This is a genomic window from Curtobacterium sp. L6-1 (assembly GCF_018885305.1).
Classification (GTDB): Bacteria; Actinomycetota; Actinomycetes; order Actinomycetales; family Microbacteriaceae; genus Curtobacterium; species Curtobacterium aetherium.
In genome coordinates this window covers 1,242,995-1,266,504 of record NZ_CP076544.1, presented here as the reverse complement: position 1 = coordinate 1,266,504, position 23,510 = coordinate 1,242,995, and the positions used below count along the sequence as shown (strand labels likewise).

22 protein-coding genes are annotated in these 23,510 nt (G+C 70.6%); 8 read left to right on the top strand and 14 right to left on the bottom strand.

Translation table 11 applies throughout. The annotated features are described in order from the left end of the window. Positions 1-99 precede the first annotated feature (99 nt). Together KM842_RS05890 and dxs are read left to right on the top strand one after the other, a co-directional pair. The gene (locus KM842_RS05890; RefSeq protein ID WP_216261539.1) at positions 100-2,937 is read left to right on the top strand and encodes an aconitate hydratase; all 2,838 of its coding nucleotides are present in this window, start codon (positions 100-102) and stop codon (positions 2,935-2,937) included. 175 nt (positions 2,938-3,112) lie between these two features. After that, positions 3,113-5,044, top strand: coding sequence for a 1-deoxy-D-xylulose-5-phosphate synthase (gene dxs / locus KM842_RS05885; RefSeq protein ID WP_216261538.1), 1,932 nt, complete (start codon positions 3,113-3,115; stop codon positions 5,042-5,044). 442 nt (positions 5,045-5,486) lie between these two features. Here dxs and KM842_RS05880 read toward each other — a convergent pair whose 3' ends face one another. The 4 genes from KM842_RS05880 to KM842_RS05865 form a co-directional block, all read right to left on the bottom strand. Continuing rightward, on the bottom strand, positions 5,487-7,625 hold the full coding sequence (locus tag KM842_RS05880; RefSeq protein ID WP_216261537.1) for a 3-hydroxyacyl-CoA dehydrogenase NAD-binding domain-containing protein: 2,139 nt from the start codon (positions 7,623-7,625) through the stop codon (positions 5,487-5,489). Between the two features lie 2 nt (positions 7,626-7,627). Further along, positions 7,628-8,839, bottom strand: a complete 1,212-nt coding sequence (locus KM842_RS05875) for a thiolase family protein (RefSeq protein ID WP_253206270.1) — start codon at positions 8,837-8,839, stop codon at positions 7,628-7,630. 127 nt (positions 8,840-8,966) lie between these two features. Further along, positions 8,967-10,352 (bottom strand): HRDC domain-containing protein, encoded by a 1,386-nt coding sequence (locus KM842_RS05870; RefSeq protein ID WP_216261535.1) that lies wholly within the window; start codon positions 10,350-10,352, stop codon positions 8,967-8,969. Then, entirely contained in the window at positions 10,345-10,941 is a 597-nt protein-coding gene (locus KM842_RS05865; RefSeq protein ID WP_216261534.1) for a DUF3000 domain-containing protein, read from the bottom strand. The genes KM842_RS05870 and KM842_RS05865 overlap by 8 nt, the downstream gene beginning before the upstream one ends. A 98-nt stretch (positions 10,942-11,039) precedes the next feature. On the opposite strand from KM842_RS05865, the gene KM842_RS05860 reads away from it, so the two are divergent. Beyond that, positions 11,040-12,272 carry an alpha/beta hydrolase family protein gene (locus KM842_RS05860; RefSeq protein WP_216261533.1) on the top strand — a complete coding sequence of 411 codons (1,233 nt, stop codon included), beginning with the start codon at positions 11,040-11,042 and terminating at the stop codon, positions 12,270-12,272. Positions 12,273-12,394: 122 nt separating this feature from the next. On the opposite strand, the gene KM842_RS05855 is transcribed toward KM842_RS05860, so the two are convergent. The 7 genes from KM842_RS05855 to KM842_RS05825 all read right to left on the bottom strand — a co-directional run bounded on the left by KM842_RS05855 (position 12,395) and on the right by KM842_RS05825 (position 16,087). Beyond that, positions 12,395-13,204: a hypothetical protein gene (locus tag KM842_RS05855; RefSeq protein ID WP_216261532.1), complete on the bottom strand. Its 810-nt coding sequence runs from the start codon at positions 13,202-13,204 to the stop codon at positions 12,395-12,397. A gap of 49 nt (positions 13,205-13,253) precedes the next feature. After that, a complete protein-coding gene (locus KM842_RS05850; RefSeq protein WP_216261531.1) occupies positions 13,254-13,649 on the bottom strand; it encodes a DUF6188 family protein in 396 nt (131 codons plus the stop codon). Beyond that, positions 13,646-14,020: a hypothetical protein gene (locus tag KM842_RS05845; RefSeq protein ID WP_216261530.1), complete on the bottom strand. Its 375-nt coding sequence runs from the start codon at positions 14,018-14,020 to the stop codon at positions 13,646-13,648. Before KM842_RS05845 ends, KM842_RS05850 begins: the two co-directional genes overlap by 4 nt. After that, complete coding sequence (locus tag KM842_RS05840; RefSeq protein WP_216261529.1) at positions 14,017-14,427, bottom strand: DUF6188 family protein; 411 nt, start codon at positions 14,425-14,427, stop codon at positions 14,017-14,019. Before KM842_RS05840 ends, KM842_RS05845 begins: the two co-directional genes overlap by 4 nt. Then, on the bottom strand, positions 14,424-14,990 hold the full coding sequence (locus KM842_RS05835; RefSeq protein WP_216261528.1) for a hypothetical protein: 567 nt from the start codon (positions 14,988-14,990) through the stop codon (positions 14,424-14,426). The genes KM842_RS05840 and KM842_RS05835 overlap by 4 nt, the downstream gene beginning before the upstream one ends. Before the next feature lie 99 nt (positions 14,991-15,089). After that, a complete protein-coding gene (locus tag KM842_RS05830) occupies positions 15,090-15,353 on the bottom strand; it encodes a hypothetical protein (protein ID WP_216261527.1) in 264 nt (87 codons plus the stop codon). After that, positions 15,353-16,087 (bottom strand): hypothetical protein, encoded by a 735-nt coding sequence (locus KM842_RS05825; RefSeq protein ID WP_216261526.1) that lies wholly within the window; start codon positions 16,085-16,087, stop codon positions 15,353-15,355. Before KM842_RS05825 ends, KM842_RS05830 begins: the two co-directional genes overlap by 1 nt. Before the next feature lie 64 nt (positions 16,088-16,151). Here KM842_RS05825 and KM842_RS05820 point away from each other — a divergent pair, with 64 nt between their 5' ends. Continuing rightward, positions 16,152-16,592: a hypothetical protein gene (locus KM842_RS05820; RefSeq protein WP_216261525.1), complete on the top strand. Its 441-nt coding sequence runs from the start codon at positions 16,152-16,154 to the stop codon at positions 16,590-16,592. A gap of 256 nt (positions 16,593-16,848) precedes the next feature. Here KM842_RS05820 and KM842_RS05815 read toward each other — a convergent pair whose 3' ends face one another. Next, positions 16,849-17,301: a SufE family protein gene (locus KM842_RS05815; RefSeq protein WP_216261524.1), complete on the bottom strand. Its 453-nt coding sequence runs from the start codon at positions 17,299-17,301 to the stop codon at positions 16,849-16,851. Continuing rightward, complete coding sequence (locus tag KM842_RS05810; protein ID WP_216261523.1) at positions 17,298-18,209, bottom strand: sulfurtransferase; 912 nt, start codon at positions 18,207-18,209, stop codon at positions 17,298-17,300. The genes KM842_RS05815 and KM842_RS05810 overlap by 4 nt, the downstream gene beginning before the upstream one ends. 135 nt (positions 18,210-18,344) lie before the next feature. Here KM842_RS05810 and zapE point away from each other — a divergent pair, with 135 nt between their 5' ends. Then, a complete protein-coding gene (zapE, locus tag KM842_RS05805) occupies positions 18,345-19,415 on the top strand; it encodes a cell division protein ZapE (protein ID WP_253206269.1) in 1,071 nt (356 codons plus the stop codon). Between the two features lie 177 nt (positions 19,416-19,592). Then, positions 19,593-20,867 (top strand): ammonium transporter, encoded by a 1,275-nt coding sequence (locus KM842_RS05800; RefSeq protein ID WP_216261522.1) that lies wholly within the window; start codon positions 19,593-19,595, stop codon positions 20,865-20,867. Positions 20,868-20,943: 76 nt separating this feature from the next. Here KM842_RS05800 and KM842_RS05795 read toward each other — a convergent pair whose 3' ends face one another. Continuing rightward, positions 20,944-21,915 carry an aldo/keto reductase gene (locus tag KM842_RS05795; RefSeq protein WP_216261521.1) on the bottom strand — a complete coding sequence of 324 codons (972 nt, stop codon included), beginning with the start codon at positions 21,913-21,915 and terminating at the stop codon, positions 20,944-20,946. 112 nt (positions 21,916-22,027) lie between these two features. On the opposite strand from KM842_RS05795, the gene KM842_RS05790 reads away from it, so the two are divergent. Further along, complete coding sequence (locus KM842_RS05790) at positions 22,028-22,420, top strand: ChaB family protein (protein ID WP_216261520.1); 393 nt, start codon at positions 22,028-22,030, stop codon at positions 22,418-22,420. A gap of 72 nt (positions 22,421-22,492) precedes the next feature. Continuing rightward, on the top strand, positions 22,493-23,461 hold the full coding sequence (locus tag KM842_RS05785) for a beta-ketoacyl-ACP synthase III (RefSeq protein ID WP_216261519.1): 969 nt from the start codon (positions 22,493-22,495) through the stop codon (positions 23,459-23,461). The last annotated feature ends 49 nt before the right edge of the window (positions 23,462-23,510 follow it).

The window sequence follows — 23,510 nt, the reverse complement described above, 5'->3', positions numbered from 1 at the left end:
CGGGCACGACGGAGTCCCCGGGTTTAGGTTCACCTTGCTGGTGGGACGTCCCGCGGCCCGCGAGGATGAGGGCACACCGATCAACAGGGAGGCGGCACAGTGGCTGCAGTCAACAGCTTCGGCTCGAAGGACACGCTCTCGGTTGGGGGTGTCGACTACGCGATCCACCGGATCGACCGGGTGCCCGGTCACGAGAAGCTGCCCTACAGCCTCAAGGTGCTGCTCGAGAACCTCCTCCGCACCGAGGACGGCGCAAACGTCACCGAGGGCCAGATCCGCGCCCTCGGCTCCTGGCGCCCCGAGGCCGACCCGGACACCGAGATCCAGTTCTCCCCGGCCCGGGTGGTCATGCAGGACTTCACCGGTGTCCCGTGCATCGTCGACCTCGCCACCATGCGCGAGGCCATGGCGGAGATCGGCGGCGACCCGAACAAGATCAACCCGCTGTCGCCCGCCGAGATGGTCATCGACCACTCGGTCATCGCGGACCTGTTCGGCAGCACCGACGCCCTGCAGCGCAACACCGACCTCGAGTACGAGCGGAACGGGGAGCGCTACCAGTTCCTCCGCTGGGGCCAGACCGCGTTCGAGGACTTCAAGGTCGTCCCGCCGGGCACCGGCATCGTCCACCAGGTCAACATCGAGTACCTGGCGAAGGTCACGTACACGCGCGAGTTCGACGGCGAGCTGTACGCGTACCCGGACACCCTCGTCGGCACCGACTCGCACACCACGATGGTGAACGGTCTCGGCGTGCTCGGCTGGGGCGTCGGCGGCATCGAGGCCGAGGCCGCGATGCTCGGCCAGCCCGTGTCGATGCTCATCCCGAAGGTCGTCGGCTTCAAGCTCTCGGGGGAGATCCCCGCCGGCGTGACCGCGACCGACGTGGTGCTCACGATCACCGAGCAGCTCCGGAAGCACGGCGTCGTCGGCAAGTTCGTCGAGTTCTACGGCGAGGGCGTCGGCGCGGTGCCGCTCGCGAACCGCGCGACCATCGGCAACATGAGCCCGGAGTTCGGTTCGACGGCGGCGATCTTCCCGGTCGACGACGTCACGCTCGACTACCTGCGCCTGACCGGCCGCGACGAGGCGCAGATCGCCCTGGTCGAGGCCTACTCGAAGACGCAGGGCCTCTGGCACGATGCGTCCGTCGAGCCCGCGTACTCGGAGTACCTCGAGCTCGACCTGTCGACGGTCGTCCCCTCGATCTCCGGCCCGAAGCGCCCGCAGGACCGCATCGTCCTGTCCGAGGCGAAGGACCAGTTCGAGGTCGACCTCGCCAACTACGCGAGCATCGACCACACCGAGGAGGACAAGGCCGTCGCGGACACCTTCCCGGCCTCCGACCCGGTGGCCGCGGCCCCGGGCGACGAGCACGCGGTCGACGACCTGCAGGACGCTCCGGCGTCCGAGGTCCCGGCCCACGCCTCCAGTGCGCCCGGCACGGTCTCGAAGCCGACATCGGTGGCGATCGCCGACGGCGACCCCTTCACCATCGACCACGGTGCCGTCGCCATCGCCGCGATCACCTCGTGCACGAACACGTCGAACCCGTCCGTGATGATGGCCGCTGGCATCCTCGCCCGCAACGCGGCGAAGAAGGGCCTCAAGGCCAAGCCGTGGGTCAAGACCACGCTCGCGCCGGGCTCGAAGGTCGTCACCGACTACTACGAGAAGGCCGGTCTGACGACCTACCTCGAGGACCTCGGCTTCTACACGGTCGGCTACGGCTGCACCACGTGCATCGGCAACTCGGGCCCGCTGCCCGAGGAGATCTCGCAGGCCGTGCAGGACAACGACCTCGCCGTCACCGCGGTGCTCTCGGGCAACCGCAACTTCGAGGGCCGCATCAACCCCGACGTGAAGATGAACTACCTGGCCTCGCCGCCGCTGGTCATCGCCTACGCCCTCGCCGGCTCGATGCACTTCGACTTCGACACCGACGCCCTGGGCAAGGACCAGGACGGCAACGACGTCTTCCTGCAGGACATCTGGCCCGACACGGCCGAGGTCCAGCAGGTCATCGACTCGTCGATCGACACCGACATGTTCACCCACGAGTACGGCTCCGTGTTCGAGGGCGACGACCGCTGGAAGAACCTGCCGACGCCGACCGGCGACACGTTCGAGTGGGACAGCGAGTCCACCTACGTGCGGAAGCCCCCGTACTTCGAGGGCATGACGATGCAGCCGGACGCGGTCTCGGACATCTCCGGCGCCCGGGTGCTCGCGAAGCTCGGTGACTCGGTCACGACCGACCACATCTCGCCGGCCGGGTCCATCAAGGCCGACAGCCCCGCGGGCAAGTACCTCGCCGACCACGGCATCGACCGCAAGGACTTCAACTCCTACGGCTCGCGTCGCGGCAACCACGAGGTCATGATCCGCGGCACGTTCGCGAACATCCGACTCCGCAACCAGCTGCTCGACGGCGTGGAGGGCGGCTACACCCGCGACTTCACGACGCCGGACGGCGCCCAGTCCTTCATCTACGACGCGTCCGAGCACTACCAGGCGCAGGGCACGCCGCTCGTCGTCCTGGGCGGCAAGGAGTACGGCTCCGGCTCGTCGCGTGACTGGGCGGCGAAGGGCACGAGCCTGCTCGGCGTCCGCGCGGTGATCACCGAGAGCTTCGAGCGCATCCACCGGTCGAACCTCATCGGCATGGGTGTCGTGCCGCTGCAGTTCCCCGAGGGTGAGTCGATCGAGTCCCTGGGTCTCGACGGCACCGAGGTCGTCTCGATCTCGGGCCTGACCGCGCTGAACGCCGGCGTCACGCCCAAGACCGTGCACGTCACGGCCGAGCCGAGCGAGCACTCGCCCGCCGGCAAGCAGACGGTGGAGTTCGACGCGGTCGTCCGCATCGACACACCGGGCGAGGCCGACTACTACCGCAACGGCGGCATCCTGCAGTACGTGCTGCGCTCGCTCGTCTGACCCGACCCGACGTACGAACAGAGCGGCTCCCCGCAGCGGTCCTCCGCTGCGGGGAGCCGCTCTGCGTGCGCCTCGCGGACGGTCGGGAGGCCCGTTGCGGGCCCGCACCGCGCCTCCCGTCCGCTGTCGGGTCGCGCGCATAGAGTGAGCCGACAGCAGCACGAAAGGAGCGCTCGTGAGCCTGCTCGCCAGCATCACGTCGCCGCGCGACCTGAAGCGTCTCTCCGACGCGCAGATGACCGACCTCGCCGCGGAGATCCGCGCGTTCCTGGTCGCCGAGGTCGCCAAGACCGGGGGGCACCTCGGGCCGAACCTCGGCGTCGTCGAGCTGACGCTCGCGATGCACCGGGTGTTCGAGTCGCCGCACGACCCGTTCGTCTTCGACACCGGCCACCAGTCCTACGTGCACAAGCTCGTCACTGGTCGGCAGGACTTCTCGCGGCTGCGGGAGCGCGGTGGCATCGCGGGCTACCCGCAGCGCAGTGAGTCCGAGCACGACATCGTCGAGTCGTCTCACGCCTCCTCGTCGTTGTCCTGGGCGGACGGCATCTCCCGCGCGTTCCAGCAGACCGGGCAGTCGGACCGCACGGTCGTGGCAGTCGTCGGCGACGGTGCCCTCACGGGCGGGATGACGTGGGAGGCACTCAACAACATCTCGGACCAGAACGACCGCCGGCTCGTCATCGTCGTGAACGACAACGGTCGCTCGTACGCCCCGACCATCGGCGGCATGGCGCGCTTCCTCAGCTCGGTGCGGACCCGCCGCGAGTACCGCACCCTGTACGAGAAGAGCCGCGCCGCCGCCGACGTGTTCGGCGCGCCCGGGCGTGCGGTCTACCGAGGACTGCGCGGCGGCCTGCACGGATTCCTCTCGCGGTTCACGAACAACGAGGCGCTCTACTCGAACCTCGACATCAAGTACGTGGGCCCCGTCGACGGGCACGACCAGCAGGCGATGGAGGCGGCGCTCCGGCAGGCGAAGGGCTACGGCTCGCCCGTCATCGTGCACGCGATCACCGAGAAGGGCCACGGGTTCGAGCCGGCCCTGCGTGACCAGGCCGACCAGTTCCACGCCGTCGGGCACATCGACCCCGAGACGGGCGAGTCGCTCGACGTGTCGTCCGGGCCGTCGTGGACCTCCGTCTTCGCCGCGACGCTGGCCGAGGTCGGGCACGAGGACCCCCGCATCGTCGCCATCACGGCCGCCATGCTCCGTCCCACCGGGCTGCACCTGTTCCAGCAGGCGCACCCCGACCGGGTGATCGACGTCGGCATCGCCGAGCAGCACGCCGTGACGACCGCGGCGGGGCTGGCGTACGGCGGACTGCACCCCGTGGTCGCGCTCTACGCCACGTTCCTCAACCGGGCGTTCGACCAGGTGCTCATGGACGTGGCCCTGCACCGCGCCGGCGTGACGTTCGTGCTCGACCGTGCGGGCATCACCGGCCCGGACGGCCCGTCGCACCACGGAATGTGGGACCTGGCGTTGCTGCAGGTGGTCCCCGGCATCCGCATCGCCGCACCGCGTGACGCCGTCACGCTGCGCGAGGAGTTCCGGGAGGCCGTGGCCGTCGACGACGCCCCGACCGTCCTCCGGTGGTCCAAGGGGCAGATCGGCCAGGACATCCCGGCGCTGCGGCGGCTCGACGACGGCGTGGACGTGCTGCACGACCCGGCGTCCGGCGACCAGGACGTGCTCGTCGTCGCGGTCGGGTCGATGGTGCCGACCGCGCTCGAGGCCGCGGCACTGCTCGAGGCGCAGGGCATCGGCGTCACCGTCGTCGACCCGCGTTGGGTGGTGCCGATCCCGGCGTCGCTCATCGACCTGTCCCGCGACCACCGGCTCGTCATCACGATCGAGGACGGCGTGCGCGTGGGTGGCGTCGGGACCCGGCTGCGGCAGGACCTCCGCGCTGCCGGGGTCGACACCGGGGTCAACGAGCTCGGGCTGCCGGACGCGTTCATCGACCATGCAAGCCGGGGTCAGATCCTCGCCGATGCCGGGCTCACGGCGCAGGCCATCGCCCGCGACGTCATCGACCAGGTCGTCGGCACGAAGGTGCCCCAGGCGAAGCCGGCGCGGTCCCGCGAGTCTGCGGAGCGCTGAAGCGCGCGGCGGCGGGGCGGGGCCCGCTGCCGCGGGGTTGCGCCCGCTGACGGACAATGCGCCCCGTCCGAACGGGGCGCGTTGTCCGTCGCGGGGCGCGGCGCGCGACCGCACCATCGCGTGAGCGGGGCGGCGGCACGCGGCCTCGCGTCAGCGCGCCTCGGGGCGCCGCTGCCGAGGGGTCGCGCCCGCTGACGGACAATGCGCCCCGTTAGAGCGGGGCGCGTTGTTCGTTGCGGGGCGCGTTGTTCGTTGCGGGGCGCGGCGCGCCCGCGGCGCGCGAGCGCACCGCCGCGCGAGCGGCGCGCGGCGCCAGGGGGCGGGGCGGAGCAGTGCCGCCGCCGAGGGGTTGCGCCCGCTGACGAGCAACGCGCCCCGTCGGAACGGGGCGCGTTGCTCGTTGCGGGGCGCGGCGCGCGAGCGGACCGGCGCGCGGGCCGCGTCAGCGGGTGGCGGGGCCGACGATCGGCGGGACGTGGAACGTGCCGCCGAAGACGCGCTCGGAAGCTCCGCTGCGGTCGAGGTACGGGCTGATGCCGCCGGCCTGGAACGGGTAGCCCGCGCCGAGGATGAGGCCGAGGTCGATCTCCTCGACGTGCTGCACGACCCCGTCCTCGAGCATGCGGTGCACCTCGTCGGCCAGGGCGTCCTCGAACCGGCGCTGCATCTCGGCAGCGTCGACCGGTTTCGCGTCCTTCTTCGACGGCGCGACGAGCTTCACGGCGGCGGGGTCGTACCCCGTGGCGTTGCCCTTCTTGTCGCGGGTCAGGATCGTGCCGTGCTCAGCGATCCGCTTCAGCCCGTCGCCGGGGTAGAAGCGCTCCGGCCAGGCGGCGTGGTGCGAGTCGAGCACGTGCGCGCCGACCGGGAGGCCGACGAGTTCGAGCAGTTCGAACGGCGACATCGGCAGCCCCAGGGGTGCGGCTCCGTGGGCGACGGTCTCGAACGAGGTGCCCTCCTCGACGCCGCGCATCGCCTCGCCGAGCACCCGCGCGAGCACCCGGTTGACGACGAAGCCCGGCTGGTCCGCGGTGACGATCGCGGTCTTCTTCAGGGTCTTCGCGACCGCGAGGGCCGTGGCGAGTGCCTCGTCCGAGGTCTTCGCCGCCCGCACCACCTCGAGCAGCGGCATGACCGCGACCGGGTTGAAGAAGTGGAAGCCGACCAGGCGCTCCGGGTGCTCGAGCACCGACGCCATCTCGTCGACGGACAGCGACGAGGTGTTCGTCGCCAGGATCGCGTCGGGAGCGATGACCTGCTCGATCTTCCGGAAGACGTCCTGCTTGACGCCCATCTCCTCGAAGACGGCCTCGATCACCCAGTCGGCGTCGGCGAACGCGTCGTAGGACACCGAGCCGGAGACGAGCGCGGTGATGCGGTTCGCGTCGTCGGGCGAGATGCGCCCCTTCTCGAGGAGCTTCGCGACCTCGCCGGCGATCCGAGCGACACCCGCGTCGACACGCTCCTGCGACACGTCGGTGATGACGACCGGGACGCCGAGGCGACGGGCGAAGAGCAGCGCGAACTGCGACGCCATGAGTCCGGCCCCGAGGACGCCGACCTTGGTGATCTTCTTCGAGTCGACCCCCTCGGGGGCACCGACCGGTCGCTTCGCCCGCTTCTGCACGAGGTCGAACGCGTACATCGACGCCGCGAACTGGTCACCGGCGAGCAGGTCGGCGAGGGCGTCGTCCTCCCCGGCGAACCGCTCGTCGAGCGAGCCCGACTTCGCGGTCGCGACGAGGTCCAGCGCCCGGAACGGCGACTTCGGGACGGTGCCGATCTTCGACGCGACCTGGCCGCGGGCGACCTTGACGACCGTGCCCCAGGCCGCCTTCTCGAGCATGCCGGGCTCGTTCTGCCGCGTGACCTTGGTCTTGCCGGACACGACGCCGTCGGCCCAGGCGACCGCGGACGGCAGGAACGTCACCGACGGGATGAGCGCGTCGCCGATGCCGAGATCGACGGCGGCCTTGCCGTCCATCAGACGGTTGTTCTTCAGCGGGTTCTCGACGATGACCCGCAGGGCCTTCTCCGGACCGATCAGGCGGGGGAGCAGCGTCGCCCCACCCCAGCCGGGGATGATGCCGAGGAAGACCTCGGGCAGGCCGATACCCTGTGCTGCCGACGAGAACACGCGGTAGGTGCAGTGCAGCGCCACCTCGAGCCCGCCGCCGAGCGCGATGCCGTTGACGAACGCGAACGACGGGACACCGAGCTCGCTGAACTTCCGGAGCGTGGCGTGGCCGAGGACACCGAGTTCGTGGGCGACGTCGCGCGAGGGCAGCGCTGCCGCCTGCGAGAGGTCGGCGCCCGCCGCGAAGCAGTACTCCTTGCCGGTGATCGCGACGGCCTGGACTGTGCCGGCGGTGGCCTCGGCACGCAGCCCGTCGAGCACGTCCGACAGCTCACGCATCGTACGCGGGCCGAGCGTCGACGGGCGCTTGTAGTCCTTGCCGTTGTCGAGCGTGATGAGCGCGAGCGTGCCGCCGGAGGGCAGCGCCACGTGCTTGACGTAGGAGTGGGTGACGACCTCGTCCTCGCTCAGGGCGGTCAGCTGGTCGATCAGGGTGGTGGTCATGGTCAGGCCGCCTTCCGTGCCGCGCTCTTGCTGAAGTTCGGGTTCTCCCAGATGACGGTGCCGCCCTGGCCGAGTCCGATGCACATCGTCGTGATGCCGTACTTGACGTCCGGACGCTCGGCGAACTGCGCCGCGAGCTGGGTCATCAGGCGGACGCCACTCGAGGCGAGCGGGTGCCCGACGGCGATCGCTCCGCCCCAGGCGTTGACGTTCGGGGAGTCCTGCGCGATGCCGTAGTTGTCGAGGAAGGCAAGCACCTGCACGGCGAACGCCTCGTTGATCTCGAACAGGCCGATGTCGTCGATGGACAGCCCGGCCTTCCGCAGTGCCTTGTCGGTGGCCGGGACCGGGCCGACGCCCATGACCTCGGGCTCGACCCCGGCGAACGCGAAGGAGACCATGCGCATCTTCGTCGGCAGCCCGTGCTCCGCCGCTCCGGCGGAGGAGGCGAGCAGGCTCATCGTCGCGCCGTCGTTCAGGCCCGCCGCGTTGCCGGCGGTGACCCGCCCGTGGGGCCGGAACGGCGTCTTGAGCGCGGCCAGGGCCTCCAGGGTGGTACCGGGGCGGGGGGGCTCGTCCGTCGAGACGATGTCCCAGCCCTGCCCGGTGTTGACCTCGACCGGGATGACGTCGGGCTGCAGCTTGCCGGCGCCCCAGGCGGCGGCGTAGCGCTGCTGGGACTGCACGGCGAAGGCGTCGGTGCGGTCCTTCGTGATGGCGGGGAAGCGGTCGTGCAGGCGCTCGGCGGTGTTGCCCATCACGAGCGCGTCGGGGGCGACCATGCGCTCCGCGACGAAGCGGGGGTTCGGGTCGGCGTTGAAGCCCATCGGGTGGCGGCCCATGTGCTCGACCCCGCCGGCGATGGCGACGTCGGCGGCGCCGAACGCGATTGCTCCCGCGAGGGTCGTCACGCTCGTCATCGCACCCGCGCACATGCGGTCGATCGCGTAGCCGGGGACGGACTTCGGCAGACCGGCGAGCATCCCGACCGTGCGGCCGAGGGTCAGGCCCTGGTCGCCCTGCTGGGTGGTCGCGGCGACCGCGACGTCGTCGACGGCGGCACCGTCGAGGGAGCTGTTCCGGTCGAGCAGCCCGCGCATCGCGTGGACCGCGAGGTCGTCGGCGCGGGTCTTCCAGAACACCCCCTTCTCACCGGCGCGGCCGAACGGTGTACGGACACCGTCCACGAACACGACGTCTGATGTCTTCGGCAATGCGAGCCTCCAGATCCACATCGATCGGGCCGGGGACTCCTGTCGCCCCGACCTGGCCGGGCTGCGCCCGGCGACGGTCCGACGCTAGTACCCGTGGCTGAGCGCAGGCACGTCGGTTGGGCGGTTCCTACGAGCGGGCGGTGTCCGGCGTCGCGTCGACCTGTCCGGGTGCGACAACACCGTCGGCACCGGCACCGGCACCGGCACCGGCACCGGCACCGGCAGGATCAGCGCCGGAGGCAGGGGCAGGGGCAGGGGCAGCGGCGGGGGCCGTTGCCGCGACGACCGCGGCCGCCGGGTCCTCGACCGACCGGTCGGCGGCGACCTCGAACGCGTGCGCGATGATCGACGCCGTCTCCTCCACCTGCCAGGGGCGGGCGTCGTGCGACGCGAGCGTCGCGCCCACGGTCTCCGTGGCCACCGTCCTCGGCGGGTTCCACGACACCAGCCGGAGGGTCTCCGGCGTGAGCAGGTTCTCGAGGGGCAGGTCGAGCTCGGCGGCGCGCGCGGTCACGGCGGCTCGGGCGGCCCGGTACCGGCGGTCCGCGGCTGGGTTGCGGTCGGCCCACGCGCGGGGCGGCGGGAGGCTCGGCTCACCCCCGCCACGCAGGCGCGGCAGGTCCTCGGTGGAGCGGCCCTCCTCGACGGCGGCCCACCAGCGGTCGAGCTCCGAGCGACTGGCCCGGCCCGTGAACGTCTTCAGCGCACCGAGCTCGGCACGCGAGGTCGGGGCGGCAGCGGCGGCGGCGACGATCGCGGCGTCCGGGATGGTCCGGCCCGGGGCGATGTCGGTCTCCTGCGCGTAGGCGTCCCGCGCCTGCCAGAGCGACCGTGCGATCGCGAGGGCGCGGGCACCGCGGAGGGCGTTCATGCCGGACAGACGGCGCCACGGCTCGGCACGCGGCGGCTTCGGGGCGCGGGCGAGGACGGCGGCGAACTCCTCCTCGGCGATGCGTCCCTTGCCGGCGTTCTCGAGGACGTCGGCAAGGGAGTCGCGGAGGTCGGGGAGCAGTTCGACGTCGAGGGCGGCGTAGACGAGCCAGGCCTGGGGGAGCGGACGGGTCGACCAGTCGGCGGCGGAGTGCGCCTTCGCGAGCGTGATGCCGAGCAGCTGCTCGACGACCGCGCCGAGCCCCACGCGGGGGAAGCCGGCGATCCGTGCGCCGAGTTCGGTGTCGAAGATGCGGGTCGGCACGAGTCCGACCTCGCGGAGGCACGGCAGGTCCTGCGACGCGGCGTGGAACACCCACTCCTCGTCGAGGATCGCGGCCTGCAGGTCGCTGAAGTCTCCGATCGCGATCGGGTCGAACAGGAACGAGCCCGAGCCGCGGCGGAACACCTGGATCAGGTACGCCCGCTGGGAGTAGCGGTAACCGCTCGCGCGTTCGGCGTCGACGGCGACCGGACCGGTGCCGCCGGCGATGCGTGCCACGGCGTCGAGGTACTCCTCGCGGCTCTCGATGACGTGGACGGCGGCGTGCGCATCCTCGTAGGCGGGATCGGCGTCAGTCACGGGCGAGCCTCCGGGGGGCCAGGAGCGAGACACCGTCCGAGGTCGGGGGGAGTCCGGCGAGCATCGCCACGATCTCCTCCCACGCCTGCACGTGCGGCGTCAGGTCGTCGTCGAGGGGCGTCCACGACGCCCGCAGTTCCAGTTGGGCACCGTCGCCCTGTGCCGCGAGTTCGCCGTACCCGCGCGAGATGATCTTCGTCGCCGTGCCGGAGGCGTTGTGGTACCCGGCCCCGTGCGCGTCGAGGGCGTCGACGAGCCAGCTCCAGGTGACGTCGGCGACGAACTCGTCGACGCCGATCTCCGGCTCGAGCGGGGCCTGCGCGAAGGTGACGATGCGGTACGCGCCACCCCACCCCTCCGGCTCCGCGGGGTCGTGCAGGGCGATGAAGCGTCCGGTGCCGAGGTCCGAGTCCACGCCGTGCACGACGCCGGACACGTCCGCCGCGAGGGCGATCGAGTACGGGGCGATGCGGCTCGGCGAGGGGATCTCGGTGACCGTCGTCTCGGTGCGGGTCCTGCCCGTCGACACGAACGAGCGGAGACGCGCGAACGCCTCCGGTTCGGCGTCGGGGACTCGGGATTCGGGCACGGATGCAGACTAGGCTCCGGACCGAGCACCGGTGCGGGCGGCACGCCGTCCGTCGCGCAGTCGTGCTGCCCGCAGTCGTCCTCTGCCTGGAGGCCCGCATGCCCCGCCGTCCCGCCGCCGTCCGTCCCGCACGTCGGTCACGGCCGGGGCCCGCTGGACGGACGGCGCGCTCGGCCGGCTTCCTGGCCCTGGGCGCCGGCGTCACCGCCGCCGCCTTCGGCGTCGCGGTCGTCGCCGGCTCCGTCGTGGCCGTCGCCCGCGCCGTCGTCACCCCGGACCGCAAGCGCACCGAGCGGGTCCCGATCACCGCGGTCGACCTGGAGTCCCGGACCGTCACCCTGGGCCGCAGTCCCGACACGGAGCTCCAGGGCCGGTACAGCCTGTGGTTCGGCGGAGCGACCGGGCACGTGCGAGTCGGCGAGGTGCTTGCCGTGACCGACACCACGGTCACCCGGCGGATCATCGCGGTGGACGCCGGCGACCCGACCGTCGCACGGCGCGGACGCTGGGGCGGCTGGTTCTACCTGACCCCGGGGGAGCTCGGCGTCCCGGTCGAGGACGTCGACGTGCAGACCCCGAACGGCCCCGCGCCCGCCTGGGTCGTCCGTGCCGAGGACCCGGCCGCGCCCTGGGCCGTCCTGGTGCACGGTCGCGGCGTCACCCGCGCCGAGACGATCCGCGCCGTGCCGGTGTTCCGGGCTGCCGGGTACTCCGTCCTGCTGGTGTCGTGGCGGAACGACGGTGTCGCGCCCGCGAGCGCCGACGGCCGGTACGGCCTCGGGTCGACCGAGTGGGAGGACGTCGACGCCGGCCTGGACTGGGTCGCCCAGCAGGGTGCCACGAGTGTCGTGCTCATGGGCTGGTCGATGGGCGGCGCCGTCGTCCTGCAGACCCTGGTGCGCTCGACGCTGGCACACCTGGTCTCCGGGATCGTGCTGGACTCGGCCGTCGTCGACTGGAACGCCGTCCTCAAGTCGCAGAGCCGTGCGCTCCGGCTGCCCAGGCCGGTCCGCAAGGTGGCGCAGTGGGTCCTCCGCACCCCGGTCCTCCACCGGATCGCCGGACTCGACCAACCGATCGACCTCCGCGAACTCGACATGGTCGCCCGCGCCGACGAACTCCACGTCCCGATCCTGCTGCTGCACAGCGACGACGACGGGTTCGTCCCCTCGTCAGCGGCGCAGGCCCTCGCCGCGGCACGACCGGACCTGGTGCAGCTCGAGGTCGCCCACGTCGCCCGGCACACGAAGCTCTGGAACCACGATGCGGACTGGTTCGACGCGCGGATCCTGGCGTGGCTCACCGAGGTGGTGGCGGCCGACGCGCGGTGACGTGCGTGCGGTGACCGACGTCGGACGGGAGGCGCGGTGCCAGCGGTGACGCGCCTCCCGTCTGACGGGTGGTCACGACCCGCCGTCGGTGGCGGCCTGTCCGGCTTCAGCGCGTGCCCGGATCAGCGCGCGGGGAAGAGGTCGACGGAGCGCGGGGTCGAGCGGTAGCGGAGGTGCTCGAAGTCCGGGTGCCAGTCGACGAGGCCGACCACTGCGCGGACGGCGATGTCGATGAAGTACGGCGACACGACGACACGGCGGGGGATCGTCGTCGCCTCGATCTCGGTCGCGGGCCGGGAACGCGACCCGGAGAAGTCGGTGACGTGCACGCCGTCGAGGTCGGTGCCCCAGGTGTACGCGGGCAGCAGCCGGGCGGTGTCCGGGGCGACGGTGCCGACGACCTCCCACATGCCCGGCTGGAACCGTGCCGGCAGGGTCAGCCCGGCCACCACCGGCTGCGTGGCGAGCACGACGAGCGGGTCGGCCGGGCGGGGGAGGTCCTCGGGGCGCTGGAAGACCGCGACGTACACCGCGTCGTGCAGCGTCGCGAGGACGTGCCCGAGCAGCACGCGGCCGCCGCCGTCCGGGATGAAGAAGACGTCACCGGGCTCGGCGGTGAACGGCTGGCGGCTGAGTGGAACCAGCTCGTCGGCGGGCGTCCCGGCGGTTCCGGACTCGGAGTGCGACGACGACCGAGGCGGGACACCCTCGGCGGGGGACGGCCGCGTCATCGTCACGCCCGCGTGGCGGAGTCGGTCCAGACGGTCGTCGAGGTCGCGACCTGGGTTGCCACGATCGATCATCTCGATCGTGAACACCTTCTCCGGGTCGGCCCGGGTCTCGGCCAGCAGCTGCGCGAAGAGCTGCTGCTCACTGTTGGTCTGGTGGAACTCGGAGCCCGATGGCTGGTCCTTCTTGCGCTTGCCGAACACGTCGTCCGTTCCCCTCGTCCGATGACGTCCTTCATCGTGGCACGACTCGTCAGTCGGACGTCGGTGGTGGCCCGAAGACCGCCAGGCCGCCGCCGGGCAGGGCGATGAGCGTCCGGCGCTCCGGTCCGCCGCCGTGGTGGTGCCAGGACTCGTACGAGTCGTCGGACCAGGCCTCGAGGACGGTCCCGGATGCGAAGTGGAGCCGGAGGTCGGCGCCGTCGAGTGTCGCGTTCGTGACCGTGTCGCCGTGCAGGGCCAGGACGGGTGCGAGCGACGTCGGGTCCATCGGGTCAACGAGCCGGCGTACCCCGTCCGGACCGGTGATCGCGAACTCGGCCTCGAACTGCATCGTCGTGCCGTTCGAGAAACCGATGGTGGTCTGGAAGGTGACGGTCAGGACGTCCACGCGGGCGGCGGCGAACTCGAGAACGGGATCGTCGGTCATGGTGCCTCCTCCGTCGGTCGGATGGGCGATCTGGTGCTCACCGAACGGTCGTACGCCGTCGCGGAGAGGAAACCCCGGTCGGCAGCACGGAGGAGGACGGTGACGATCTCCGGCCCGGACTCGACCTGGCACACGAGCACGAGTGCGTCCCCGAGCGGCCAGAGCGGTTCGACCAGTGGCAGCAGGTTGGGTTCGTCCTGCGCGTAGCTCCGCCGGACGGCCTCGGCGAAGGATCGTGCCGACACGTCGTAGGTGAGGACCTCGGCAGCGTCGGCGACAGCGGACAACACCTCGTGCACTCGGCCCGGGATGACCGGATCGGACGACGGGATGAGTCGGCGCAGATCGTTGACCGACATGACGTCCGTCATGACGGCGTCCCTCCGGGAAGTGTGCGGGCGACGACCTCGCCACCGGTCAGGACATCGATGTCCAGGCGCGCTCGTCCTGGTTCGGACCAGTGCCACGACGGCCGGTCGCGGTGCGACCACCCCTCCAGCAACGCACCCGATGCGAAGCGGACGGCGATCCGGGCGCCGGTGACGGTGCCGCGTTCCACCACCTTCGTGTGGAGGGCGAGGAGCGGCAGGAGCGAGGGCGGGTCGCCGGGCTCCATGAAGGTGTGCGTGCCGTCCGTCTCGGTCAGCGAGAAGGCGGTCTCGAACCGGAGGGTCGCTCCGCTGGAGAAGCGGACGGTGACGGCGGTGTCGATCGTGACGGCGTCGACCGTGTCGCCGGCGACGTGCAGGCGGACGGGGCCGATCGCGGTATTCCTCATGGTGTCTCTCCCGTCGGCCGCTCCCGGCCGTCGCGGTGCTCCTGTGCGCGGCGCTGCTCGTCGGCGATCTCCTCGTCGCGGCTCCCGATGCTGGACACGGGAACGCCGGGTCCGAGGAACAGGTCGAACTCCCAGGAGCTCCCGATCACCGAACGATCCAGGGTGACGGTGACCGTCGTGCTGTCGAAGAAGTCGATGCGGATCACTGCCTGCGAGGCGTCGGTCGTGGTGCTGTTGATCGGAGAGCCGAAGAACTCGCCATCGATCATCTGGTGGTTGTACCGGACGAAGCGCCGCATGTCGTCGTCGGTGATCCACAGTCCGGCGCCGCTGCTGTCGCGAACCTTCTGCTCCCACTCGAGGACGTTGATGTCCGAGTCCGGCAGCACCACCATGTTCAGATCGGTGACGAGCCAGCGCAGCGGAGGGATGGTCATCCCGTTGACGATGTTGCGGAACGTCAGAACGCCCATTGGTTGCGAGCCGATCAGACAGTGGTAGGTGACGAATTCCGGCTCCGACCGCCGGGTGGCCGGGCGGCCTGATCTCCTGCGGAACGACATGATCCTCACTCACTCACTCACTCACTCACTCGCACGGATCGCTCCTTACTGCCTCGTAGAGCGGTTCGCGAGTCTGCGGGAGCTTGCCAGACAACTCGATCACTTCGTCGAGGAGCGCGGGCGAGCGTTCGTCTCGTGGGCGTGCGCGTCGGCCTCGGTCTTGTAGATCTCGCCCCATGCGATGCTCGGAGGCATGGCATGGACAGGCAGATCGACGTCAGGGAGACAGATCTGCACGAAGTGCGGGAAGGTGGGGAAGGTCCAGAGGTCTTCGTCTCCGAACCGACTCCAGAGCAACAGCTCTCCGATGCCGAGTGGGTGGCCGAGTTCCTGTCCGTTCAGCGGCGGATCGCAACTGACCATCAGTGCATGGTGACCGTTCGGGAGCTCGATCGGTCGTTCCACTTCGCACCGGAAGACAGACGAGAACAGCTTGCTGTCCATGGACGAGAGAAAGAAGACTTCTTGCATGTCAGAACTCCGGGTTGATGCCGCTGACGCGATCGAGCTCGATCGCGCCCTTCTTGATGCCGTTCAAGTGATGTACTCGTCAAGTCCGCCTCGGTTGCCGTCCAGGGAAAGCGCTGCCCTCGTCTCGCCACCGCGCTGGGGTGTTCTCGATCCAGTCGAAGACGACCACGGGTCTTCCTCCAGGCGTCGTGTGGCCGGCGGGACATGGCCGTCGTCGGTGTTCCTTCCCCGAAGATCGAAGTGAACCGGTCTTGCACTCCGACTCGATCCAGGTCGAGAATGACCGTCCACCATGCTCCGTCCACCACATCGATGACGATGACGGCTTTGTCGAGCTGACCCACATCTGCTTCCTCGAAGCCGATGAACTCGCCCTCGATGAACTGCACCGTGGCCGCAACGAGACGAGTGAACGTGGCGGGGTCGAGGACCGGATTCGGAAGACTTCGCCTGCCGGAAACTCGTTCGAGTTCGCGAATCTCCAATCCAGAACCAGGGGAGACGTTGACGAACATATCCTCTGCTGTCCAGTGAAGCTCGGGCAGGTACAGAGACTCCAGAATGTCGTCGAGTTCGACATACACGTCTTCATTCCGAACCAAGTCAAGAGTGAAAAGGCGCAGCATACGGGACCCTCGATCAGGTGCTCGGCCCTTCGGGTGACACATCGCCGCGGAGGAGATCAGAGCCGTGCGTCTCGAAGTGTTCGGGAAGCTCAGCGAGTTCCTCTGGCCACTCTTGCAAGAGACGTTTGATGTCCTCGACGATCCACATGGGAACAGTGAGGTTGCGCTCCGCGATGATCCCTGCTGCGATACTCAGGCCGATAGGGGCTTCGTTGCATTCAACGAGATCGCGCACATCTTCCAGCGCTTGAACTCCGAGCCGATCCTCGAGTTCGCTGATGATGCGGAGTGCCTGACTTCGGTAATCGCCACGGTCGTTCATCGTGAGTTCTTCGATGTGTTGGTAGGGAATCCGGACACCGGCCGGGATGGTCCGGCCGCTCACCGTCACGGCGTCGGCCTGGCGGTGCGGCTCGGGCTCCGGCTCCGGTGGCTTCGGGTCGTCGTCGGCGCCGAACCACGTCCCGACCTCGTGGGTCGCGGCGACGAAGAGGTTGGCCGATGATCGCGCTCGCGAGCCCCGTCGCAGCGGACTTCAGTCCGTCGGCATCTCCGTAGGAGTACCCCGTCGGGTCGTTGCCGTGGATCTTCCCCATGTCGTCCCGTTCCCCTCGTCGGTTGACGGGCCCATCCTGCCACCTGCACCGGTCGTTCCACCGGGATGTCGTGTCCACACGGCGGGAAGACGACGGACGGGAGGCACGGTGCCAGCTGGCACCGTGCCTCCCGTCCGTCGGCAGGTCGCGATCAGGCGACCCGGATCAGGCGGACGCGACCGCCGCCTGCACCTGCCGCTGCACCCGCCCGAGCATCCCGACCATGCCGCGGATCCGCAGCGGGCTGACGGCCTCGTTCAGCCCGAGCGTCAGCGGGTAGTCCGCCGGCACGGCGAGCACCTGCTCGACGCTGAGGCCCGAGAGCCCCTGCGCCAGGATCGACGCGAAGCCGCGCGTGGTCGGTGCCTCGCGCGGAGCGGTGGCGTGCATGCGGACGACGTCCGGGGCATCGCCGTCCTCGCCCACCGTGACCGTGATGAAGACCGGGGACTGGCACTCCTCGACCCGCTCGAGCTCGTCCTCGTGGCCCTGCAGTCGCCCGGGCAGCGCGGGGAGTTCGTCGGAGAACTCGAGGAGCAGCTGCAGGCGGTCCTGCTGGGACAGCTCGAGGAAGTCGTCGCGGATCTCGGCGAGGGGTTGGGGGAGTACGTCGTTCATCGGGAGGGAACGGTACCCGGTTCGGTGCCGGTGACGATCGGGACGCGCACCGCGCTGCCCCACTCGGTCCAGGAGCCGTCGTAGTTCTTGACGTCCTCGACGCCGAGCAGGTGCTGCAGGACGAACCACGTGTGGCTCGACCGCTCGCCGATGCGGCAGTAGGCGATGACCTCGTCCGCGTCGCCGATGCCCGCGCCCTCGCGGTACACGGCGTCGAGCTCCTCGCGCGACCGGAACGTGCCGTCGGCCGCGGCCGCGGACTTCCAGGGGATGTTGACGGCGGTCGGGATGTGTCCGGCGCGGAGCGCACCTTCCTCCGGGTAGTCCGGCGCGGTGGTGCGGTCACCGGAGTACTCGGGGGCGCTGCGGACGTCGACGAGCGGCTTGCCCAGGTGCGCGAGGACGTCCTCCTTGAAGGCGCGGACGGTGGTGTCGTCGCGCTCGACCACGGGGTACTCGACGGGCGTGATCACGGTCCGGTCGGTGGTCATCGCACGGCCCTCGGCGATCCACTTCGCCCGGCCGCCGTCGAGCAGGCGGACGTCCTCGTGCCCGAAGAGCGTGAAGACCCAGAGGGCGTAGGCGGCCCACCAGTTGTCCTTGTCGCCGTGGATGACGACGGTGGTGTCGCGGCCGATGCCCTTGCCACCGACGAGCCGGGCGAAGGCCTCACCGTCGATGTAGTCGCGCTGCACCGGGTCGTTGAGGTCGGTGTGCCAGTCGATCTTCACCGACCCCGGGACGTGCCCGGTCTCGTAGAGCAGGACGTCCTCGTCCGACTCGACCACGACGAGCTCCGGCGACCCCACCCCGGCGTCGAGTTGCTCCTGCAGCCACTCGGTGGAGACCAGGCGCTCGGGGTGCGCGTAGGAACGGAACTTCTCGGACGGGTCGACCGGTGCGGTCATCGGGGGTGCCTCCTGGGGATCGGTGGCGCGCGGACTAGGATCGGTCCTTGCGCGTCACCCCCAACGGTACGCGGAAGCACCGTGTCGCAGCCGTGACGTGACATCAGACGACAGGCCGACGGAAGGTCCCGCACCGTGCCAGAACCGCGCCCCGCGCCGGACCACCTCGTCGACCGCGACCCCCAGGTCACCCCGCAGCAGATGGCCGCCGCACTCGTGCCGCCGCCCCAGTTCAGCGCGGCGTCGTTCGCGTCCTACCGCCCGGACCCCGAGTACCCGTCGCAGGCCGCGGTGCGGGACGCCGTCGAGGCGTTCGTGACGACGACTCCCGAGCCGGCGAAGCGCGGGCTGTTCGGCCGGAAGCGCAAGGAGCCCGAGGTCCCGGCGAAGTCCGGTGTGTACCTGGACGGCGGGTTCGGCGTCGGCAAGACCCACCTGCTCGCCGCGGCGTACCACGCGGCCACCGGACGCAAGACGTTCGGCACCTTCATCGAGTACACCGCGCTCGTCGGCGCACTCGGCTTCCAGGGCACCGTCGACCTGCTCCGCGGGACCGCGCTCGTCTGCATCGACGAGTTCGAACTCGACGACCCGGGCGACACGATGGTGATGACCCGGCTCATCAAGGAGCTGTCCGAGACCGGCACCCGCTTCGCCGCCACGTCGAACACGCCGCCCGGCGCGCTCGGCGAGGGGCGCTTCGCCGCGCAGGACTTCCTCCGCGAGATCCAGGCCATGTCCGACCGGTTCGACACCATGCGCATCGACGGCCTCGACTTCCGCCGTCGCGCCGTCGACGAGTCCGCCTCGGTCGTCGACGACGTCCCGGGCGCGCTGGCGGCCCTGGCCGCGTCGACCCCGTCCGGGACGGGAGGCCCGGCCCGCGTCACGCAGGACGACTTCCGGTCCGTCGTCGCCCACCTGGCGTCGGTGCACCCCTCGAGGTACGTCGCGCTCGTCGACGGCCTCGACGCCGTGGGACTCACCGACGTGCAGGCGTTCACCGACCAGACCGACGCCCTCCGCTGGGTGGCGCTCGTCGACCGGCTCTACGACGCTCAGGTGCGGATCGTCGCCTCCGGCATCCCGCTCGACACGGTCTACCCCGACGTGATGCTCGGGGGCGGGTACCGCAAGAAGTACCTGCGTGCGGCCAGCCGTGTCGTGGCGCTGACCCGCGTCGACGACGCCCCACGCGCCTCCTGACCGGGTCCGCACGCCGCTGATGGACGCTGTCCGGGGCGGCGAAACACAGCGTTCACAGAACGCCGCGTGACGTTACCTCCCTGAAACAGTCGGTGCCCTCCGGCGAAACACGCCGTCGCCAGACTCGGTCGCACCCGAGGCGGACGGAGAGCCGCACAGCTCACGAGAGGTGCACACATGCTTGATCAGGGCAACACGACGTTCGTGTTGGTCATGGCGGCGCTGGTGTTGTTCATGACACCCGGCCTGGCCTTCTTCTACGGCGGTCTGGTGAAGGCGAAGTCCGTCATCAGCATGATGATGATGTCGTTCGGGGCGATCGCCCTCGTGAGCGTCCTCTGGGTGCTGTACGGCTACGCCATCGCCTTCGCGAACCACGGCGACCACACGGCCGTGTCCGGCGTCGTCGGGTTCTTCAGCATCGACTGGAACCTGCTCGGCCTCGGCCAGGCGTTCGAGGAGGCCAAGGCGTCCACGATCGACGCGGCCTACCCGTCGATGGCCTTCGTCGGCTTCCAGGCCACCTTCGCGATCATCACGGTCGCCCTCATCTCCGGTGCCATCGCCGACCGCGCCAAGTTCGGCGCGTGGATGGTCTTCGCCGGGGTCTGGGTCACCGTCGTCTACTTCCCGGTCGCCTCCTGGGTATTCAACCTGACCTCCGGCTGGGCCGCCACGTGGGGCGTCATCGACTTCGCCGGTGGCACCGCGGTGCACATCAACGCCGGTGCCGCGGGCCTCGCCCTGGCGCTCGTGCTCGGCAAGCGCGTCGGGTTCGCCAAGGGTGCGCACAAGCCGCACAACCCGCCCTTCGTCCTCCTCGGTGCCGCGATCCTCTGGTTCGGTTGGTTCGGGTTCAACGCCGGGTCCGAGGGTGCTGCGGACGGCATCGCCGCGATCGCCTGGGTGAACACGCTCGCCGCGCCGGCCGCCGCGATCCTCGGGTGGCTGCTCATCGAGAAGCTCAAGGACGGCAAGGCCACCTCCGTCGGTGCCGCCTCGGGTGCCGTCACCGGGCTCGTCGCGATCACCCCGGCCTGCGCCGCGCTGACGCCCGGATGGGGCATCGTGCTCGGCTTCCTCGCCGGCATCGTCTGCTGCTTCGCCATCGACTGGAAGTACCGCCTGGGCTTCGACGACTCGCTCGACGTGGTCGGCGTCCACCTGGTCGGCGGTGTCTTCGGCACGCTGTTCCTCGGCTTCTTCGCCAACGACACCGGCCTGATCTACTCCGGCTCGTTCGAGCAGCTCGGCAAGCAGGCCGCCGCAGCACTGGCCGTCGGCGCGTACTCGTTCGTGCTCGCCTTCGTGATCGGCTTCATCATCGAGAAGACGATCGGCTTTCGCGTCAAGACCGAGGACGAGGTCGCCGGCATCGACACCGCGGTCCACGGCGAGGAGGGCTACGTCCTCTACGACGAGGAGGACAAGAGCCCGGTCGGCGCGCGCTGACCCGCTCCCTCTCCACGACGACGGCCCCCGCTCATCCGAGCGGGGGCCGTCGTCGTGCACGTCTGCGGGGGTCAGGTCACCAGGCGTAGTCCTCCGGTGACGTGCGGTGCCCGGGGAACAGCTCGTCGAGCCGGTCGAGCGACGCCTGGTCGAGGCGGACGTCGACGGCACGGACCGCGGACTCCCACTGCTCCATCGTGCGCGGGCCGGTGATCGGCGCGGTGACGCCCGGCTGGTGCAGGAGCCACGCCAACGCGAGCTCGCCCGGCGTGTGCCCGAGCTCCTTCGCGAAGGCCTCGTAGGCGGTCAGCTGGTCACGGTGGGCGTCGACGTACTCGGCGCTCCGCCCGGACAGCCGGCGCGACCCGTTCTCCGTCTTCTCGATGACGCCGCCGAGCAGACCACCCTGCAGCGGTGACCAGGGGATGACCCCGAGGCCGTAGTGCTGCGCAGCCGGCAGGACCTCGCGCTCCACGTCCCGCACGACCAGGTTGTAGATCGACTGCTCGCTGACGAGCCCGAGGAAGTTGCGGTGCCGTGCCGCCTCCTGCGCCTGGGCGATGTGCCACCCGGCGAAGTTCGACGACCCGACGTAGAGCACCTTGCCCTGGCCGACCGCTATCTCCATCGCTTGCCAGATCTCGTCCCACGGCGTCGCACGGTCGACGTGGTGCATCTGGTAGAGGTCGACGTGGTCGGTCTGCAGTCGACGGAGGCTCTCGTCGAGCGAGCGTCGGATGTTCAGGGCGCTGAGCTTCTCGCCGTTCGGCCAGCCGGTCATGTCGCCGTAGACCTTGGTGGCGAGCACCGTCTTGTCGCGCCGGCCGCCGCCCTTCGCGAACCAGCGCCCGATGATCTCCTCGGTGGCGCCCTTGCCCACCGAGCCGCCGTACGCGTTGGCGGTGTCGAAGAAGTTCACGCCGAGCTCGTGCGCCCGGTCCATGATCGCGTGCGAGTCGTCCTCGCTGGTCTCCGGTCCGAAGTTCATGGTGCCGAGCACTGCCCGTGACACCGACAGCCCTGTCCGTCCGAGATGTGTGTAATCCATTGCCCAGGTCTACGCCCCGCGCCCGTCGCACTGCCAGGCCCCGGGAGTACCGGTGGAGGTCGGACGACCACGCGCGCACCACGACCACGCGCCACATCACGAAGGAGCAGCCATGCCCGCCGACGACGACCTCCCCAGCACCCTGCAGCGGTCCCCGGAGCACGCCCAGGACGTCTACCGTGCCGCGAAGCGGTCCGCCGAGGCCGAGTACGGCGACGGACAGCGCGCCGGCCGCACCGCGTGGGCCGCCGTGAAGCACGAGTACGAGAAGGTCGGCGACCACTGGGAGGAGAAGGCCTCCTCCGGTCCGTCCGACTCCGGCGCCGCCGGCACACGCGGCTCCGGCACGACCGAGGAGGGCGTCGACGCGAACGCCTCGAAGGCACACCTGCTCGACCTCGCGAAGCGCCTGGACGTCAGCGGCCGCTCCCGGATGACGAAGGACGAGCTCGTCGAGGCGATCAAGAAGGCGAACCGACGGGCGACGGCAGCTGCGCGCGACTGATGTCGTCCACCCGAGCGGGCCGCATGCCGACCCGGGTATGCGGCGACGGACGACAGGCGTAGCGTTCCGGATGTGAACATCCCAGCACTCCGCGGCAGCCGGATCACCGGGTTCGGCCACCACCAGCCCGACCGGATCCTCACCAACGACGAACTGTCGACGATGGTCGACACGAACGACGAGTGGATCACGACCCGCACCGGCATCAGGACCCGCCACATCGCCGGCCCCGACGACAGCGTCACGTCGATGGCGACCGAGGCGGCGCGCAACGCCCTCGCCGACGCCGGCGTCGCCCCGACCGACGTGGACCTCGTCGTCGTGGCCTCGACCACGCACCGCGACCGCTCCCCGTACACGGCCGGTCGGGTCGCGGCCGCGCTCGGCATGACGAACGGTCCGGCGCCCGTCGACATCAACACCGCCTGCAGTGGCTTCGAGTACGCGATGGCGATCGCGGACCAGGCGATCCGCACCGCGGCGGCCGACACGGCCGTCGTCATCGGCTCCGAGACGCTCTCACGCATCGCCGACTGGACCGACCGCTCGACGTGCGTCCTGGTCGGCGACGGAGCGGGAGCCGCCGTCCTCCAGGCCACCGACGAGCCGCAGATCGGCCCGGTCTCGTGGGGGAGCGTCCCGCACCTGCAGGACGCCGTCCGCGTCACGCACGACCCCGAGATCTTCCAGCAGGAGGGGCGGTCGATCTACCGGTGGGCGATCACCGAGGCCGAGGGACACGCCCGCGCGGTCGTCGAACGGGCCGGCCTGGCCCTCGACGACATCGGCGTGTTCGCGTTCCACCAGGCGAACCTGCGCATCATCGAACCCCTCGTCACGGCCCTCGGCGGCGAGGGCAAGTACGTCGTCCGCGACGTCGTCGAGTCCGGCAACACCTCGGCGGCGAGCGTCCCGCTCGGGCTGTCGAAGGCCTGGCACCGGGGGGAACTGCCCGAGGGCGTCCCGGCACTGCTCTTCGGCTTCGGCGGCGGCTTCGCCCACGCGGGCCAGGTCGTCACCACGCCGGTCCGCAGGCACTGACTGACGGCACGGACGGCACTGGCGGCGCTGACGGCACGGTGGCCGCGGC

Coding starts and splice junctions, on each gene's coding strand:
- KM842_RS05795 (WP_216261521.1), bottom strand. CDS start 21,915: ATGGATTACACACATCTCGGACGGACAGGGCTGTCGGTGTCACGGGCA.
- KM842_RS05825 (WP_216261526.1), bottom strand. CDS start 16,087: ATGCTGCGCCTTTTCACTCTTGACTTGGTTCGGAATGAAGACGTGTAT.
- KM842_RS05835 (WP_216261528.1), bottom strand. CDS start 14,990: ATGTCGTTCCGCAGGAGATCAGGCCGCCCGGCCACCCGGCGGTCGGAG.
- KM842_RS05850 (WP_216261531.1), bottom strand. CDS start 13,649: ATGACCGACGATCCCGTTCTCGAGTTCGCCGCCGCCCGCGTGGACGTC.
- KM842_RS05815 (WP_216261524.1), bottom strand. CDS start 17,301: ATGAACGACGTACTCCCCCAACCCCTCGCCGAGATCCGCGACGACTTC.
- KM842_RS05880 (WP_216261537.1), bottom strand. CDS start 7,625: ATGACCACCACCCTGATCGACCAGCTGACCGCCCTGAGCGAGGACGAG.
- KM842_RS05860 (WP_216261533.1), top strand. CDS start 11,040: ATGCCCCGCCGTCCCGCCGCCGTCCGTCCCGCACGTCGGTCACGGCCG.
- KM842_RS05830 (WP_216261527.1), bottom strand. CDS start 15,353: ATGGTCAGTTGCGATCCGCCGCTGAACGGACAGGAACTCGGCCACCCA.
- KM842_RS05790 (WP_216261520.1), top strand. CDS start 22,028: ATGCCCGCCGACGACGACCTCCCCAGCACCCTGCAGCGGTCCCCGGAG.
- KM842_RS05845 (WP_216261530.1), bottom strand. CDS start 14,020: ATGACGGACGTCATGTCGGTCAACGATCTGCGCCGACTCATCCCGTCG.
- KM842_RS05800 (WP_216261522.1), top strand. CDS start 19,593: ATGCTTGATCAGGGCAACACGACGTTCGTGTTGGTCATGGCGGCGCTG.
- KM842_RS05840 (WP_216261529.1), bottom strand. CDS start 14,427: ATGAGGAATACCGCGATCGGCCCCGTCCGCCTGCACGTCGCCGGCGAC.
- KM842_RS05810 (WP_216261523.1), bottom strand. CDS start 18,209: ATGACCGCACCGGTCGACCCGTCCGAGAAGTTCCGTTCCTACGCGCAC.